The organism is Caballeronia sp. LP006, from assembly GCF_031450995.1.
GTDB lineage: Bacteria > Pseudomonadota > Gammaproteobacteria > Burkholderiales > Burkholderiaceae > Caballeronia.
In genome coordinates this window covers 831,733-848,258 of record NZ_JARTVW010000005.1, presented here as the reverse complement: position 1 = coordinate 848,258, position 16,526 = coordinate 831,733, and the positions used below count along the sequence as shown (strand labels likewise).

Genomic DNA, 16,526 nt, shown 5'->3' with positions numbered 1-16,526 from the left:
CCGAAGCGGCTCCGAGAGACTTTTCCAGAGCGGCGCGGCCAAGCCTTGCCCGCTTTTCCCTGTGTTACATTGCAGCGTCAAACACGCAAAACTACCATATCGCCGACTAGCCGCAGCATGTCCGACAGCAGACGATCCGTCGACCCGACCGAAGTTGGACAAGCCCAGCCCAGCGGCAACGCCGAGCGCGTGCTTTCACGCGTCTTCAAAATCGTTCTCGTGTTCGCAGCCGTGGTGTACTTCGCGGTTGCGGGCATCTATCTCGCGCTGCGCTATATCGTGTTGCCGCAGGTCGATTCGTTCCGGCCGCGCATCGAGCAACTCGTTTCCTCGCGCATTCACGCGCAGCTACATATCGGCCGGATTACGGCGGTCATGGCGGGTTCGCAACCCACCTTTCTGATCGACAATTTGCGTATCGACGCCGCCGACGGATCGCCCGGCGTAGCGGTGCCGCATGCGCGCGCGAGCATTGCGTGGGGCTCGCTGCTGCATCTTCGGCCGAAGCTTGCCGATCTCACCGTCGATGGTCCCGATGTCATCGTCGCGCGCAATGCCAAGGGCGAACTGACCGTGGCGGGCGTGCCTGTTCCCACGCATCGCACGGGTTCTGGCGCGTTCACGAACTGGCTGCTCGGACAAGACCGCATTCGTCTGCGCGACGGCACGCTGCGTTGGCGCGATGCCGAACGCGACGCGCCCGAGGTGGCGTTCAAGCGCCTGCAACTGACCATCCTCAACGACGGCTTGAGGCATCGGCTCGCACTCGATGCACCCGCCGACGGCGACGTGCTGCACGGCCCGCTCGATGTGCGCGCGGACTTTCGCCACGAGCCGTTCACCGCGATGGGCGCGCCCGCAAACTGGACCGGACGTCTCTACGTTTCCACCGGGCCGCTCGACCTGCCGACGCTCGGCCGCTACGTGAAGCTGCCTTTTCAGATCTACGATGGCCGCGTCGAAAACCGTATCTGGGTGGACTTCGCGCGCGGCCAGTTGCAAAAGGCAGGCGGCGATCTAAACGGCGGCAACGTCGCGCTGCGCGTGCGCGCCACCCAGCCGCGCCTCGAATTGCCGATTGCGCGCTTCGACTGGACCATCGACAAGAACAACACGGCCTACACGCTGAATCTGTCCGACATCCATGCCGAACTCGGTCAGCCCGCGCTCTCGGACGGCACGCCGGTCGCGCGTCTTCTGGCGGCGCATACGCTTACGGGCACGTACCGGCCGGCATCGGTTGGCAAGGGATTGATGTTTCGCGTCGCGGGCGATCACGTCGATCTCGGCATCCTCGCGGACTTCGTGCGGGCGCTGCCCGTGCCGCCGCGCGTGCTCAACGAACTCGTGCGCTTCAATCCGCGCGGGCAGATTGCGAACTACTCGATCTACACGGAGCGCGCGGCGCCGCGCAATGAAGAAGAGGTAAAGCAGCAGCACGAAAAAGGCGACGCCAAGCTCTTGCACTTCACGCTCAAGGCCGACTTGCAGGGCATCAGCGTGCAGGCGCAGGAACCGCCGCCGGGACTTACCGTGAACAACCATCCGCGTGCGGGCATTCCGGGCATCGAAAACCTGTGGGGTCATGTCGATGCCAACGAGGCGCAAGGCGCTATCGACATCGATACGAAAAATGCGGCCATCACCATTCCCGGCGCGTTCGATGATCCGCGTCTGACCTTCGATACGCTGCAAGGCCACGCAACCTGGACCGTCGCCGATGAAATCGCGCCCGGCGAATTGCGCCGCGCATTCACCATTCACCTCGACACGCTGCGTGTGAAGAACGCCGATGCCGAAGGCGACGTCACCGCTTCATATTGGAATCAAGGCCACGGGCGCGGCAATCTCGATCTCAAGGCGAAGATCGCGCACATGCAGGTCACAAGGCTCGTGCGCTATCTGCCGACGAGTCTCAACGAACGCGTGCGCGTCTATCTCGGGCATGCGCTGCAAGCGGGCGTGGCGCGCAACAGCGTGCTCGAAGTGCATGGCGACCTCACCAAGTTCCCGTATGCGAAGGCGCCGGACGCGGGCGTGTTTCGCATCGAGGCGCCGTTCACCGGCGGCCGTTTCGATCCGACGCCGTTCCCGCCGCGCAAACTCGCCAACGGCATGCCGAGCATCTGGCCGGGTTTCGACGGGATCGACGGCACGTTCAAGCTCGCGCAAAACAAGCTGCGCTTCGATGTCGAGCGCGGACATTATCGTGGCGTGAAGGTATCGAATCTGAGCGGGCGAATCGACGATACCGGCGATCGCGAATCGAAACTGTGGATCGACGGGCAAGCGCGCGGACCGCTCTCGGACATGCTTCAGTATGTCGACGACAGTTCGCTCGGCCTGATGGCCAAGCACGCCACGCGCAAACTGCAAGCTAAAGGCGATGCCGCGCTCGCGCTTACGCTCGGCATTCCGCGATTCCGGCCGCCGCCGCCCGCGCCGCCGCTTCGCACCGAATATAAAGGCTCGCTCACGTTCGCGGACAACGAAGTCGCTTATGCCAATCTGCCGCCGCTCGAACATCTGCGCGGCAAGGCGAATTTCGCGGCGAAGACCGTGACGCTCGACGGACTGAACGCGCAACTGCTTGGCGGCGACGTGCGCGCGAAAGGCGGCGTGCAACCGGACGGCAGCTACACGTTCGATGTGAACGGGCGCATCGGCGCGGACGCGGCACAGCGTCTGAACACGCGCATCACGCCGCAGGTAGCGCAGTTCCTGAAGCGCATCGACGGTTCCGCGCCGTATCAGGCGCACGTGCATGGCGTGAAGAACGCGTTGCCTGTCGTGCAGGCGAGTTCGGATCTGACGGGCATCGGCTTCGATCTGCCCGCGCCGTTCGGGAAGGCGAAGGGCACGCCCATGCCGTTCGCGTTCACCTTTCAGCCCGCGCCTGGCGGGCCTTCGGATCTGCATGACGCGCAACTCACGTTCGGGCCCGTGCAGGCGCATTACTCGCTGCAGCAAATCGGCCGCGCGCAGGTCACGGTCGATCCGCAGAACCCCGCCGAGCCGATGAACATGCGCGCCCGGCTGAAGGTCGCGCGCGGCGCGATCGCCGTGAACAAGCCGGCGGCGTTGCCCGCCGAAGGCGTGTCGGCATCCGTCGATATGGACACGCTCGATGCCGACGCGTGGCGCAAGTTCATCGCCGATATCAACGCATCCGCGAGCGCTTCACCCGTGGCCGATACGGCCGCGCCCGCCTCGCCACCGATGAACGATATGGTCAGGCAGTTCATCCCGACGCGTGCCGACATCCACTTCACCACGCTCAAGCTGCTCGACCGCCGCTGGGACAACGTGCGGATCGGCGCGAACGAAGAGCCGGCGAATCGCAAATGGCAGGCGAACGTGGCGTCGAATCAGGTGACGGGCACGCTCGCGTTCACGCCGGGCGCGCTCAAGGGAAGTCCGGGCGCATTGCAGGCGCGCCTCGACAAAGTGGTCATTCCCGAGAAGATAGCGGCGACGAACGCGCCGGACGAACGCATCGTGAGCAAGCCGCCGCGCAACATGCCCGCGATCGATCTCATCGTGAACGAGCTCGTATATCGCGAGCACGATCTCGGCCGGCTTCAGGTCGATGCGCATAACGAAGTCGTCGCCGATCAACCCGTCTGGACGCTCGACAAGCTCGAACTCGCGAACCCCGACGCCACGCTCACCGCAAACGCGACGTGGCGCACGCTGCCGGGCGGCGTGGTCTCGACCGCCGTGAAACCCGCGAACGACGACACCCTTCCGCGCCGCACGGCACTCGACTTCAAGCTCGACGTGAACGACGCCGGTCAGTTGATCGACCGCTTCGGTCTGCCGCGCACGGTCGATCACGGCGCGGGCACGGTGTCCGGTCACGCGGCGTGGAACGGCGGCCCGACTACAGTCGATCCAAATTCGCTCGATGGCAACGTCGCTGTCGATTTGCGTCACGGCCAAATTCTGCGCGCGCCCGGCGCCGCGAAATGGCTCGGCATCTTCAGCTTGCGCAGCCTTGCGAATCTGCTCACGCTGCATTTTCAGGATGTCGTCGGCAAGGGACTGCCGTTCGAGAAAGTCACGGGCGACGCGCATATCGAACAGGGCATCGCGAGGACGGACGATCTGGTGATGATCACATCGCCCGCGCGCGTGCAGATGCAAGGGCTCGTCGACCTGCCGCAACGCACGCAGGATTTGCACGTGAAGGTCATACCGACCGTCGGCGCGGGCGCGGTCGCAATCGGCGCGGCGGTCATCAATCCGCTGCTCGGTCTGGGCGCGCTGGCCGCCGATCTCGCATTGTCGAAGTCCATCCAGAAGGCGTTCGAACTCGACTATTCGATCACCGGTCCCTGGTCGAAACCCGTCGTTCAGCGCCTGCGGGGCGATCAGGGTAAGATCGAAACACCTGCCGCCGCCGCTGTCCCTGCTGCCGTACCAGCAGTCGCTCCGTGAAGGCGGCACGGTTCCGCCCTATTTTCGTCACCTTTTTTGGCAAACGCGCACAAAAATATGAACGATAAATCGAGCGAAAGCGCGACTTTCCGCGTCGCCGCGCTGCAGATGGTCAGCGCGCCGGACCGCGATCGCAACCTGACCGAGGCCGGCCGGCTGATCGCGGAAGCCGCGCGCGACGGCGCCCAACTCGTGCTCCTGCCCGAATACTTCTGCTACATGGGCTTCAAGGACACCGACAAACTCGCCATTCGCGAGACGCCGGGCGCGGGTCCGATCCAGCAATTCTTGTCCGATGCAGCGCGCGAGCATCGCGTGTGGGTGATCGGCGGGACTTTGCCGTTGCAGTCGGCGGAGCCGGATCGCGTGCTGAACACCACGCTCGTGTTCGACCCCGCCGGCAAGCAGGTTGGGCGCTACGACAAGATTCACCTCTTCAATTTCGAGAAAGGCGAGGAATCGTTCGACGAAGCGCGCACCATCTGCCCCGGCAGCGAAGTGCGGACTTTCGACGCGCCATTCGGACGAGTCGGCCTTTCGGTGTGCTACGACCTGCGATTCCCGGAGCTGTACCGAAAAATGGGCGACTGCGCGTTGATGGTCGTCCCCTCCGCGTTCACCTACACGACCGGCAAGGCACATTGGGAAATCTTGCTACGCGCCCGCGCCATTGAAAACCAGTGCTACGTCCTCGCCGCGGCACAAGGCGGCAAACATGAAAACGGCCGGCGCACTTTCGGCCACAGCATCCTGATCGACCCTTGGGGCGAAATCATCGACGTGCGCGATGAAGGCGCGGGCGTCGTGGCCGGCCAGATCGATCCGGCGCGCATCGCGTCAGTGCGACAGAGCTTGCCGGCGTATCGGCATCGCGTGATCGGCTGAGACGCGCGCGCTAAGTATCTTGAAAATAGGTTTTCCGACGGTCTTGAAAGCGCGATTTTTTCTCCGCACATGACCGAACCCCGTCAGCCATTAGAATGGTCTGAAATATCACCGAACTCGCAACAGGCACCGCATGAACATCATCGAACCCGGCATTAGGAATCTGGTCACGGCGAAGGACGTTTTGCTTACGCCGTATGGCCTCGACGAGGGGCTTATCACGCGTACGCTTGCGGAAATTTTCACGCATCGCGTCGATTACGCCGACCTCTATTTTCAGTCCACGCGCAGCGAAGCGTGGAGTCTGGAAGAAGGCATCGTCAAATCGGGCAGCTTCAGCATCGATCAGGGCGTCGGCGTGCGCGCCGTCTCGGGCGAGCGCACGGCTTTCGCCTACTCCGACGATCTTTCGCCCGAATCGATTCGCCAGGCGGCGCACGCAACACGCGCGATCGCCAAGGCGGGCGGCGGCAAGCACAAAATCAAGTCGGCGAGCACGCTCACGGGCGTGTCGGGCCGCGATCTGTATTTGCCCGCCGATCCGCTGCATTCGCTCGATTCCGACGCGAAGGTGAAGCTGCTGGAGCGCGTCGAGCAGATGGCGCGCGGCCGCGATCCGCGCATCACGCAAGTCATGGCCGGGCTCGCCGGTGAATATGACGTCGTGCTGGTGGCGCGCAGCGACGGCGCGCTCGCCGCCGACGTGCGACCGCTCGTGCGCGTATCGGTCACGGTGATCGCCGAGCAAAACGGACGCCGCGAGATCGGCACGGGCGGCGGTGGCGGACGCTTCGACTACGGCTATTTCACCGACGACATCCTGAACCGCTACGTCGACGACGCGGTGCACGCGGCGCTGGTGAACCTGGAAGCGCGTCCGGCTCCCGCAGGCGCCATGACCGTCGTGCTTGGGCCGGGCTGGCCGGGCGTGCTCTTGCACGAAGCGATCGGGCACGGGCTCGAAGGCGACTTCAACCGCAAGGGATCGTCGGCGTTCGCGGGTCGTATCGGCGAACAGGTCGCGGCGAAGGGCGTGACCGTGGTCGATGACGGCACGCTGCCGAATCGGCGCGGCTCGCTCAACATCGACGACGAAGGCAATCCGACGCAGTGCACGACGCTGATCGAGGACGGCATTCTCAAGGGCTACATTCAGGATTCGCTCAACGCGCGTTTGATGAAAATGCCCGTGACGGGCAACGCGCGCCGCGAATCCTACGCCGCCCTGCCGATGCCGCGCATGACCAACACGTACATGCTCAACGGCGACAAGGACCCGAAGGAGATTCTAGCTTCGGTGAAGAAAGGCTTGTACGCGGTGAATTTCGGCGGCGGTCAGGTGGATATCACCAACGGCAAGTTCGTGTTTTCGGCGTCCGAGGCGTACATGATCGAGGACGGCAAGATCACGTATCCGGTGAAGGGCGCGACCTTGATCGGCAGCGGACCGGAATCGCTCAAATACGTGACGATGATCGGTAACGACATGTCGCTGGATACGGGCGTCGGCGTGTGCGGCAAGGAAGGCCAGAGCGTGCCGGTGGGCGTTGGGCAACCGACGTTGCGCATCGAAAAAATGACGGTGGGCGGCACGGTTTAATGTTTTCGATGCGGGCTTTCCGCGTCGCTTCGGGCTGGGTTTGCGATTGCACGGGCCGGCGATGCGGGATTCCCGCGTTCTTCGATTGGAAGGCTTGCCAGCGCCGCGTGTTTGCGGTTATAAAAGCAGCTACCTGATTTTTTGCGACAGACTTTTCTCTCTTAAGCCATGACCGCCAAGTTTTATTTTTATTTCTTTTGGCATCTCAAGCCGCTGGCGGATGGAGAGGGGTCGTTGCAAGTACGGTAAGTACGCAAAACCAAATTCCCGAAAAACCGCCAGCGAGTCTGGCGGTTTTTTTTTCGCCCTTCACACGTTGGTTTTGATTGAAAGAGACGCAGGAGAAAAGAAATGCCCCCGCACAATACCGACGATGTCCGCATTCGTGAGCTGAAAGAACTGACGCCTCCCGCGCATCTGATCCGCGAATTCCCTTGCGCCGAACCCGTGTCGGAACTGATCTACAACGCGCGCAAGTCGATGCATCGCATACTGCACGGAATGGATGATCGCTTGATCGTGATCGTCGGACCGTGCTCCATTCACGATCCCAAGGCGGCGATGGAATATGCGGGGCGACTGATCGAGCAGCGTAAGCGCTTCGCGGGCGAATTGGAAATCGTGATGCGCGTGTACTTCGAAAAGCCGCGTACCACGGTGGGCTGGAAAGGGCTGATCAACGATCCGTATATGGATAACAGCTTCAAGATCAATGATGGATTGCGGGCTGCGCGGGAATTGCTCATGCATATCAACGAGCTTGGTTTGCCGGCCGGCACCGAGTATCTGGATATGATTAGTCCGCAGTACATTGCGGACCTGATTTCGTGGGGCGCGATTGGGGCGCGGACTACCGAATCTCAGGTTCACCGTGAGCTTGCATCGGGATTGTCTTGTCCAGTGGGCTTTAAAAATGGCACGGATGGAAACGTCAAGATTGCCGTCGATGCTATCAAGGCCGCTTCGCAGCCGCATCATTTCCTGTCGGTCACGAAGGGCGGACATTCGGCGATCGTTTCCACCGCCGGCAACGAGGATTGCCATATCATTTTACGCGGCGGTAAATCGCCGAATTTCGATGCCGCTAGTGTCGATGCGGCTTGCAGCGATATCGGCAAGGCGGGATTAGCGGCGCGCTTGATGATCGATGCCAGTCACGCGAATAGCTCGAAGAAACACGAGAATCAGATTCCGGTTTGCGAGGATATTGGCAAGCAACTCGCTTCCGGCGATGAGCGAATTATCGGCGTGATGATTGAATCGCATCTGGTTGGCGGCCGGCAAGACCTCAAGCCAGGATGCGAGCTGACTTACGGACAAAGCGTGACGGATGCTTGTATCGGCTGGGATGAGAGCGTGACTGTACTCGAAGGATTGGCAGCGTCGGTTAAACAGCGGCGCATTGCGCGAGGCGGCGGCAATTAAGATATAGACAGCGGCCGCTAACTCAGCGGCCGCTGTCTATTTGTTCACGGTTAATCGGTTGCCGCGTCGCGCTGATGCTTCCACAAGACATCGTTCTGGCCATCCGCGCGATTCAAAGCCCGCGCCAGTACAAAAAGCAAATCCGACAGCCGATTGACATACCGCCTCGGCGCTTCATTTACTCCGGCTTTATCGATTTTCCCCAGCGCCACGATCGACCGCTCCGCTCTTCGGCAAACCGTCCGCGCCACATGCGCCACTGCCGCCGCTCTCGATCCGCCCGGCAGAATGAATTCAGCCAACGGCGGCAACGTCCCGTTGTATTCCGCGAGCCAGTCATCGAGCTGCGCCAAATGCGATTCCTCTATCATCGAATGCCCGGGAATCGATAACTCGCCGCCTAAATCGAAGAGATCGTGCTGAATCGTCGTCAACGCATCGCGCACGTCCGTTGGCAGCGGTTCGCATAGCAATACGCCCAAAGTCGAATTCAATTCATCGACATCGCCGATTGCGGCAATCCGCGCATCGTCCTTGGAAACGCGACGGCCGTCGCCGAGCCCCGTGGTGCCATCATCGCCGGTACGGGTGGCGATCTTGCTCAGACGGTTGCCCATCGTTTTCTCCTTGCTCGTTGATTCATCGTTCGAAACGCGCGTTCACGCTCTGAACCGCGCCGAAACTCCGACCCATTATAGGCACGCGGTCCCACGGTTTTACCCGCCTGCCGCCTTCCATCTCATCGGCGTAAAATGAGATGGAAATCGTGAAGCAAGCACTCGACCACGCCGAGCGCAGCAGCCCAACGAGCGCGACGATTAAGCACCGGCGCGCAAAAGGCAACGTGCTCGATCCGTCGCCTGAAGCGGTTAGTGGCACGAATAAGCAACACGCAACGAATCCGCTGCGAAAATCGACCGAACAATCGCAGCGCCCAAGCTGCCCCGGAGACACCGTGAACCACCCCGCCGAAGCCGCACGAACCGCCTTCCGCCGCCCGTTCCCCGCCGCCCTGCTCGATGCGCTGCGCTCAAGATTCGCGGAGCGCGTTTCCACCGCCCAGGCGGTGCGCGAGCACCACGGCCGCGACGAATCCCCGTTCGACCCGCAACTGCCCGACGCCGTCGTCTTCGCGCGCAGCACAGATGACGTGCAGACCATCGTCAGACTTTGCGCCGAACACGACACGCCGATCATCCCTTACGGCAACGGCTCGTCGCTCGAAGGGCATCTGCTGGCAGTGCAAGGCGGCGTTTCCATCGACTTGTCGGAGATGAAAAACGTCATCTCGATCAACGCCGAAGATCTCACGGTCACCGTCGAACCCGGCATTTCGCGCAAGCAACTGAACGAAGCGCTGAAAGACACCGGCCTCTTCTTCCCGATCGATCCCGGCGCGGACGCGAGCATCGGCGGCATGTCGGCAACGCGCGCTTCCGGCACCAACGCCGTGCGCTACGGCACGATGCGCGAAAACGTGCTCGGCCTCACGGTGGTTACCGCCGATGGCCGAGTCATCAAAACCGGCACGCGCGCGCGCAAATCGTCGGCGGGATACGACCTGACGCGTCTTTTCGTCGGCTCGGAAGGCACACTCGGTGTCATCACCGAAATCACCGTGCGGCTTTATCCGCAGCCCGAAGCCATTTCCGCCGCCATCTGCGCTTTCCCGTCGATGGGCGATGCGGTACGCGCCGTCATCGAGACCATTCAGATGGGCGTGCCGATTGCGCGCGTCGAATTCGTCGATTCGCTCGCCGTGCGCGCAATCAATCGTCATTCGAATCTGACGCTCGCCGAATCGCCGACGCTGTTCTTCGAATTTCACGGCACCGAAGCCGGCGTCAAGGAGCAAGCGCAAACGGTGCAGGACATCGCCGCCGAGAACGCCGGCACCGGTTTCGAATGGGCGACCCGTCCCGAAGACCGCAGCCGTCTCTGGAACGCACGCCACAACGCCTACTTCGCGATGCTGCAACTGAAGCCCGGCTGCCGCGCCGTCACCACGGATGTCTGCGTACCGATCTCGCGTCTCGCGGAATGCGTCGAGGAAACGGAAAAAGACCTGGTGGATTCGCCGCTTCCCTGCCCAATCGTCGGCCATGTCGGCGACGGCAACTTCCACGTCGCCATGCTGCTCGATCCGGCCAAGCCCGAGGAACTGGCGGAAGCCGAACGGCTGAATCACCGCATCGTCGAACGCGCGCTGAAGGTCGGCGGCACCTGCACGGGCGAACACGGCGTCGGCTTGCACAAGATGGGCTTCATGATCGAGGAGCACGGCGAGGACGCGATCGCCGTGATGCGCTCGATCAAACACGCGCTCGACCCGAAAAACCTCATGAATCCGGGCAAGATCTTCGCGTTCGAGCAGTAATCGCGCGGTTTGCGCTTCATTTCGCGCACACGGCGACGGCAATGGACGCTGTCGCCGCAAGCGGGCAAGATGGACCGCGGTAACCCAATCATTCGTCGACGAAGAGCATCTGCGTCGATCAAACCGAACGAAGCGCCGCCGAGCGCCCGGAGGAGACATGAACGCACCCGACGAGCTCAAGACCGCACTCGTGACCGACACTTCGCCGAATTTGCCGCATGCGGACGCGCCTCGGTTCTCCGAGGAACAACTCGCGGCGCGTCAGCGCGATGTCGTGCAGGCGCTGATGGCCGTGCTGCCCACGCATTGCCTCCTGTTTCGCGAGGAAGACACGGCGCCATACGAATGCGACGGTCTCGCGGCGTATCGCCGTCTGCCGCTTGCGGTCGCATTGCCGGAAACCGAAGCGCAGGTGCAGCGCGTCGTGCAGATTTGCGCGCGCCTCGACGTGCCGATCGTGCCGCGCGGCGCGGGCACGGGGCTCTCGGGCGGCGCGATGCCGATCCGTCATGGCATCGTGTTGTCGCTTGCGCGCTTTCGCAAGATCATCGAAGTCGATCCGTACGCGCGCACCGCGACGGTTCAGCCGGGCGTGCGCAATCTCGCCATATCGGAGGCCGCCGCCCCTTACGGGCTCTACTACGCGCCGGATCCATCGTCGCAGATCGCGTGCACTATCGGCGGCAACGTCTCCGAAAATTCGGGCGGCGTGCATTGCCTGAAATACGGCCTTACCGTGCATAACGTGCTGCGCGTGCGCGCCGTCACCATGGACGGCGATGCCGTCGAATTCGGCTCGCTCGGACCCGACGCGCCCGGCCTCGATCTGCTCGCCGTGCTGATCGGCAGCGAAGGCATGTTTGCCATCGTCACCGAGATCACCGTCAAGCTGATCCCGAAGCCGCAGACAGCGCAAGTCATCATGGCGAGTTTCGACGACGTGGTCAAAGGCGGTAACGCGGTCGCGGCGATCATCGCGGCAGGCATCATCCCGGCCGGCCTCGAAATGATGGACAAGCCCGCGACGCGCGCCGTCGAGCAATTCGTCAACGCTGGCTACGACCTGGACGCCGCCGCCATCCTGCTGTGCGAATCCGATGGCACGCACGACGAAGTCGCCGAGGAAATCGTCCGCATGACGGCGGTGCTGCGCGAGTTCGGCGCATCGCGCATCCAGATTTCGCGCACGGAAAGCGAGCGGCTCAAGTTCTGGTCGGGCCGCAAGAACGCCTTTCCCGCCGCCGGCCGCATGTCGCCCGACTATTACTGCATGGACGGCACGGTGCCGCGCCGCTCCATCGGGCCGCTGCTCAAGCGGATCGAAGAGATGGAACAGAAGTACGCGCTTCGCTGCATCAACGTGTTCCATGCGGGCGACGGCAACATGCACCCGCTCATTCTCTTCAATGGCAACGATCTCGACGAATGGCATCGCGCGGAGGCGTTCGGCAGCGATATCCTCGAAACCTGCGTGGAACTGGGCGGCACGGTGACGGGCGAACACGGCGTGGGCATCGAGAAGATCAATTCGATGTGCGTGCAGTTCTCGCCCGAGGAACGCGACGCCTTTCACGCGGTCAAGCGCGCCTTCGATCCGCCCGGCCTGCTCAATCCCGACAAGGGCATTCCCACGCGCGCGCGCTGCGCCGAATACGGGAAGATGCACATTCGCGGCGGGCTTTTGCCGCACCCGGAGATTCCGCGCTTCTGACGAGTGCGCGATCCCGCTATCCACGTTTGTCCGACTGTGGCTGCGTTAAGCGCCCGGTACAATCGACCGGACGAGACGGAATAGAAAAAGCATCAATCAAGCGGGACACCCATGGAACAGGACGACATCGTCGCCGGCTGGTCGGAGCGGATTGCACACGCCACCGAGACCGGCACGCCGCTGCGCATTCGCGGCGGCGGGACGAAGGACTGGTACGGACAGACGCTCCAAGGGGAGATTCTCGACACGCGCGCGCATCGCGGCATCGTCGAATACGATCCGGCGGAACTCGTGATCACCGCGAAGAGCGGCACGCCGCTCGCGGAAATCGAAGCCGCGCTCATGGAGCACGGGCAGATGCTCCCCTTCGAGCCGCCGCACTTCGGCCGCAACGCGACCTTCGGCGGCTGCATCGCGGCGGGACTTGCCGGCCCGCGTCGCGCATGGACCGGCGCGCCGCGCGATTTCGTGCTCGGCGCGGTGGTAATGAACGGGCACGGAAAAGTGCTGCACTTCGGCGGCCAAGTGGTGAAAAACGTGGCGGGCTATGACGTCGCGCGCTTGCTCGCGGGCTCGCTCGGCACGCTCGGCCTCATGCTGCAACTGTCGATCAAGGTGCTGCCCCGCCCCGTCGCCGAAGCCACGCTCAAATTCGACATGCATGCAACGGACGGCGTGCGCAAGCTCAACGAATGGGGCGGTCATCCATTGCCGATCACCGGCAGCGCGTGGCGCGACGGCACGCTCGCGCTACGTCTCGCGGGCGCGGAAGCTGCTGTTAAATCCGCGCGCAACACGCTCGGCGGCGAGGTGGTCGACGCCGTCGAAGCCGACCGTTTCTGGATCGGCATGCGCGAGCAGACCGATCCGTTCTTCGCGGTCATTCAGCCGCGCTCGGCGCTTTGGCGGCTCGCGTTGCCGTCCATTGCGGAGCCGCTGCATTTGCCGGGCGCGCAACTCATGGAATGGGGCGGTGCGCAGCGCTGGTGGATCACGGACACCGACCCGCAGACCGTGCGTATCAGCGCGAAGCAGGCGGGCGGGCACGCGACCATCTTCCGCGCCGGTTCCGCGTATGACCGCAATGCGGGCGTGTTCACGCCGTTGCCCGCGCCGCTGATGAAAATCCATCGCGGGCTGAAGGCGGCGTTCGATCCGGCGCGCGTGTTCAATCGCGCCCGGCTGTACCCCGATTTCTAGGCGCCTCGATGCAAACCAATCTCGCCGATTTCATCCGCGGCACGGCCGATGGCGACGAAGCCGACGCCATCCTGCGCAAATGCGTCCATTGCGGCTTTTGCACGGCGACTTGCCCGACCTATCAAATTCTCGGCGACGAACTCGACGGACCGCGCGGGCGCATCTATTTGATGAAGCAGATGTTCGAAGGCGCGCCGGTCACGCGCAGCACGCAACTGCATCTGGATCGCTGCCTCACCTGCCGCAATTGCGAGAGCACGTGTCCGTCGGGCGTGCAGTACGGGCGGCTCGTGGAAATTGGCCGCAAGGTGGTCGAAGAGAAAGTCGAGCGCCCCATGCGCCAGCGTTTGCAGCGGCGCTTGCTGGCGAGCTTTCTGCCGAACAGCACGCTCTTCACGCCGGCGATGAAACTCGGCCAGCAGTTTCGCGGCATCCTGCCACGCAATCTGCGCGCGAAGATTCCCGTCCCGGAGAAGCCGCTCGCCGCGCCCACGCGCAAACACGAGCGCAAGATGCTGATGCTTTCCGGCTGCGTGCAACCGGCCATGATGCCCAACGTCAACACGGCGACCGCACGCGTATTCGACGCGCTCGGCATCGAGATCGTCACCGCGCCGGATGCGGGCTGCTGCGGCGCAATCCGCCTGCATCTCGGCTACAACGACGAAGCGCTCGACGACGTGCGCAACAACATCGACGCATGGTGGCCGTATGTGGAGAACGGCGTCGAGGCAATCGTGATGAACGCATCGGGTTGCGGCGCGACGGTGAAGGAATACGCGCACCTTTTGCGCGACGATCCGGTCTACGCGGACAAGGCAGCGCGCATCGTCGAGCTTACGCGCGACCTCGCCGAAATCCTGCCGATGTACGAGGAAGAACTCATCGCGCTGGCAAGACGCCGCAGCGTGCATACGGTCGCCTACCATCCGCCGTGTACCTTGCAGCACGGGCAGCAGATTCGCGGACGCGTCGAGCATCTGCTGACCGCGCTCGGGCTCGAAGTGCGTTTGCCCGCGGATAGCCATCTCTGCTGCGGATCGGCGGGCACGTATTCGGTGCTACAGCCAAAGCTCTCATACACGCTGCGTAATCAAAAGCTCGACCGGCTGGAAAAGACCGAGCCGCAGATGATCGTGTCGGCGAATGTCGGGTGTATCGCGCATCTGCAAAGCGGCACGTCCACGCCCGTCGCGCACTGGATTCAGTTGCTCGAGCATCTGCTTTACGGTTGAGCGCTTCGTATAATGGCTGGATTGCTTTTCAGGCGGCCAGCATGTCTATCGCTCAACATCTCGAAGAAGTCCGGCAGCGTATCGCGAAGGCCGCGGCGGACGCCTCGCGCGACGCCGCGTCCGTGCAGCTTCTCGCCGTCTCCAAGACCTTTCCCGCCGAAGACGTGCGCGCCGCGTTCATTGCCGGCCAGCGCGCGTTCGGCGAAAACTACGTGCAGGAAGGCATCGCGAAGATTGCCACGCTCGCCGACTTACGCAGCGACATCGAGTGGCACTTCATCGGGCCGCTGCAATCGAACAAGACCAAGCTCGTCGCCGAGCAGTTCGACTGGGTGCATTCCATCGACCGGCTGAAGATTGCCGAGCGTCTGTCCGCGCAACGGCCCGAAGGCACGCCCGCGCTCAATGTCTGCGTGCAGGTCAACGTGAGCGGCGAGGCTTCGAAGAGCGGCGTGGAACCGGCAGAAGCCGCCGCGCTCGCGCATGCGGTCGCGGCGCTTCCCGCCCTGCGCTTGCGTGGCCTGATGGCCGTTCCCGAAGCCGCCGACACACTCGACGCGCAACGCGAGCCGCACGCGCGCCTTCGCGAACTCATGAACAAGCTGCGCGCAGACGGTCTCGATCTCGACACGCTTTCCATGGGCATGTCCGCCGACCTCGAAGCCGCCGTGCTCGAAGGCGCGACCATGGTGCGCATTGGCACCGCGATCTTCGGTGCGCGCGACTATTCGCATTGATTTCACTCTCGACTACTTCACCATGAAAATTGCATTCATCGGCGGTGGCAACATGGCTGCCGCGCTCATCGGCGGTCTGGTCAAGCGCGGCGTCGCGCCGGCGGATATCTATGCCGTCGATATCAACGACGAAGCGCGCGAACGCACCGCGAAGCAGTTCGGCATTGCGACGGGCGCGACCATCGACGAGAAACTCGCGGCCTACGACGCGATCCTGCTGGCCGTGAAGCCGCAAGTGCTCAAGAGCGTGGCCGAATCGCTCGCGCCGCATCTGTCGAAGCAAACCATCATCAGCATCGCGGCGGGCATTCGCGCGACGGATCTGTCGCGCTGGCTGAACGGCTATACGCAGATCGTGCGGACCATGCCGAATACGCCCGCGCTGATCGGCATGGGCGTGACCGGACTCGCCGCGCTGCCGGGCGTGAGCGACGACGCGAAGGCGCTGGCATCGCAAGTTCTGGAAGCGGTGGGCTCCTCCGTCTGGTTCGACGACGAAGCGAAACTCGATGCCGTCACTGCTATTTCCGGCAGCGGTCCGGCCTACGTGTTCTACTTCATCGAAGCGATGCAGGAAGCCGCGCGCGCACTCGGCCTTGACGAAGCCCAGGGCCGCGAACTCGCGGTGGCGACCTTCACCGGCGCGGCACAGCTTGCTGCACAATCGGGCGAAGCGGCGAGCGTGCTGCGCGAACGGGTGACATCGAAAGGCGGCACGACGGCGGCGGCGCTGGCATCGTTCGAGGCTGAAGGTGTGAAGGACGCCATCGTGCGTGGCGCGCTCGCGGCGCAGGCGCGCGCGAAGGAGATGGGTGACGAGTTGGGCGGCTTGTGAAAACGTGAATCGTGCGCGGTGCGCTGGCAACTCGCATGCGCACAAAAGGAACTGGCGGCACGGCAACACGTGCAGCTTGCG

11 protein-coding genes are annotated in these 16,526 nt (G+C 63.2%); 10 read left to right on the top strand and 1 reads right to left on the bottom strand.

Annotation, left to right across the window (positions count from 1 at the left end):
- Nucleotides 1-117 precede the first annotated feature (117 nt).
- The 4 genes from P9250_RS20685 to aroG all read left to right on the top strand — a co-directional run bounded on the left by P9250_RS20685 (nt 118) and on the right by aroG (nt 8,350).
- The gene (locus tag P9250_RS20685) at nt 118-4,440 is read left to right on the top strand and encodes a YhdP family protein (protein WP_310394899.1); all 4,323 of its coding nucleotides are present in this window, start codon (nt 118-120) and stop codon (nt 4,438-4,440) included.
- A gap of 57 nt (nt 4,441-4,497) precedes the next feature.
- The gene (locus P9250_RS20680) at nt 4,498-5,325 is read left to right on the top strand and encodes a carbon-nitrogen hydrolase family protein (protein WP_310394897.1); all 828 of its coding nucleotides are present in this window, start codon (nt 4,498-4,500) and stop codon (nt 5,323-5,325) included.
- Between the two features lie 133 nt (nt 5,326-5,458).
- Nucleotides 5,459-6,925, top strand: coding sequence for a metalloprotease TldD (tldD, locus tag P9250_RS20675; protein ID WP_244827035.1), 1,467 nt, complete (start codon nt 5,459-5,461; stop codon nt 6,923-6,925).
- 351 nt (nt 6,926-7,276) lie between these two features.
- Nucleotides 7,277-8,350, top strand: a complete 1,074-nt coding sequence (gene aroG, locus P9250_RS20670) for a 3-deoxy-7-phosphoheptulonate synthase AroG (protein ID WP_250463084.1) — start codon at nt 7,277-7,279, stop codon at nt 8,348-8,350.
- Nucleotides 8,351-8,400: 50 nt separating this feature from the next.
- On the opposite strand, the gene P9250_RS20665 is transcribed toward aroG, so the two are convergent.
- Entirely contained in the window at nt 8,401-8,967 is a 567-nt protein-coding gene (locus P9250_RS20665; protein WP_310394894.1) for a cob(I)yrinic acid a,c-diamide adenosyltransferase, read from the bottom strand.
- Between the two features lie 338 nt (nt 8,968-9,305).
- Between P9250_RS20665 and P9250_RS20660 the strand changes: the two genes are divergently transcribed.
- From P9250_RS20660 to proC, 6 genes are all read left to right on the top strand, one after another.
- Entirely contained in the window at nt 9,306-10,727 is a 1,422-nt protein-coding gene (locus tag P9250_RS20660) for an FAD-linked oxidase C-terminal domain-containing protein (protein WP_310394891.1), read from the top strand.
- Nucleotides 10,728-10,884: 157 nt separating this feature from the next.
- A complete protein-coding gene (locus P9250_RS20655) occupies nt 10,885-12,438 on the top strand; it encodes an FAD-linked oxidase C-terminal domain-containing protein (RefSeq protein WP_244827031.1) in 1,554 nt (517 codons plus the stop codon).
- A 111-nt stretch (nt 12,439-12,549) separates the two neighbouring features.
- Nucleotides 12,550-13,638 carry a glycolate oxidase subunit GlcE gene (gene glcE, locus P9250_RS20650; RefSeq protein WP_310394888.1) on the top strand — a complete coding sequence of 363 codons (1,089 nt, stop codon included), beginning with the start codon at nt 12,550-12,552 and terminating at the stop codon, nt 13,636-13,638.
- 8 nt (nt 13,639-13,646) lie between these two features.
- The gene (gene glcF / locus P9250_RS20645; RefSeq protein WP_244827029.1) at nt 13,647-14,873 is read left to right on the top strand and encodes a glycolate oxidase subunit GlcF; all 1,227 of its coding nucleotides are present in this window, start codon (nt 13,647-13,649) and stop codon (nt 14,871-14,873) included.
- A 41-nt stretch (nt 14,874-14,914) separates the two neighbouring features.
- Nucleotides 14,915-15,610 (top strand): YggS family pyridoxal phosphate-dependent enzyme, encoded by a 696-nt coding sequence (locus P9250_RS20640; protein WP_310394886.1) that lies wholly within the window; start codon nt 14,915-14,917, stop codon nt 15,608-15,610.
- A gap of 22 nt (nt 15,611-15,632) precedes the next feature.
- The gene (proC, locus tag P9250_RS20635) at nt 15,633-16,445 is read left to right on the top strand and encodes a pyrroline-5-carboxylate reductase (RefSeq protein ID WP_310394884.1); all 813 of its coding nucleotides are present in this window, start codon (nt 15,633-15,635) and stop codon (nt 16,443-16,445) included.
- Nucleotides 16,446-16,526: the final 81 nt, after the last annotated feature.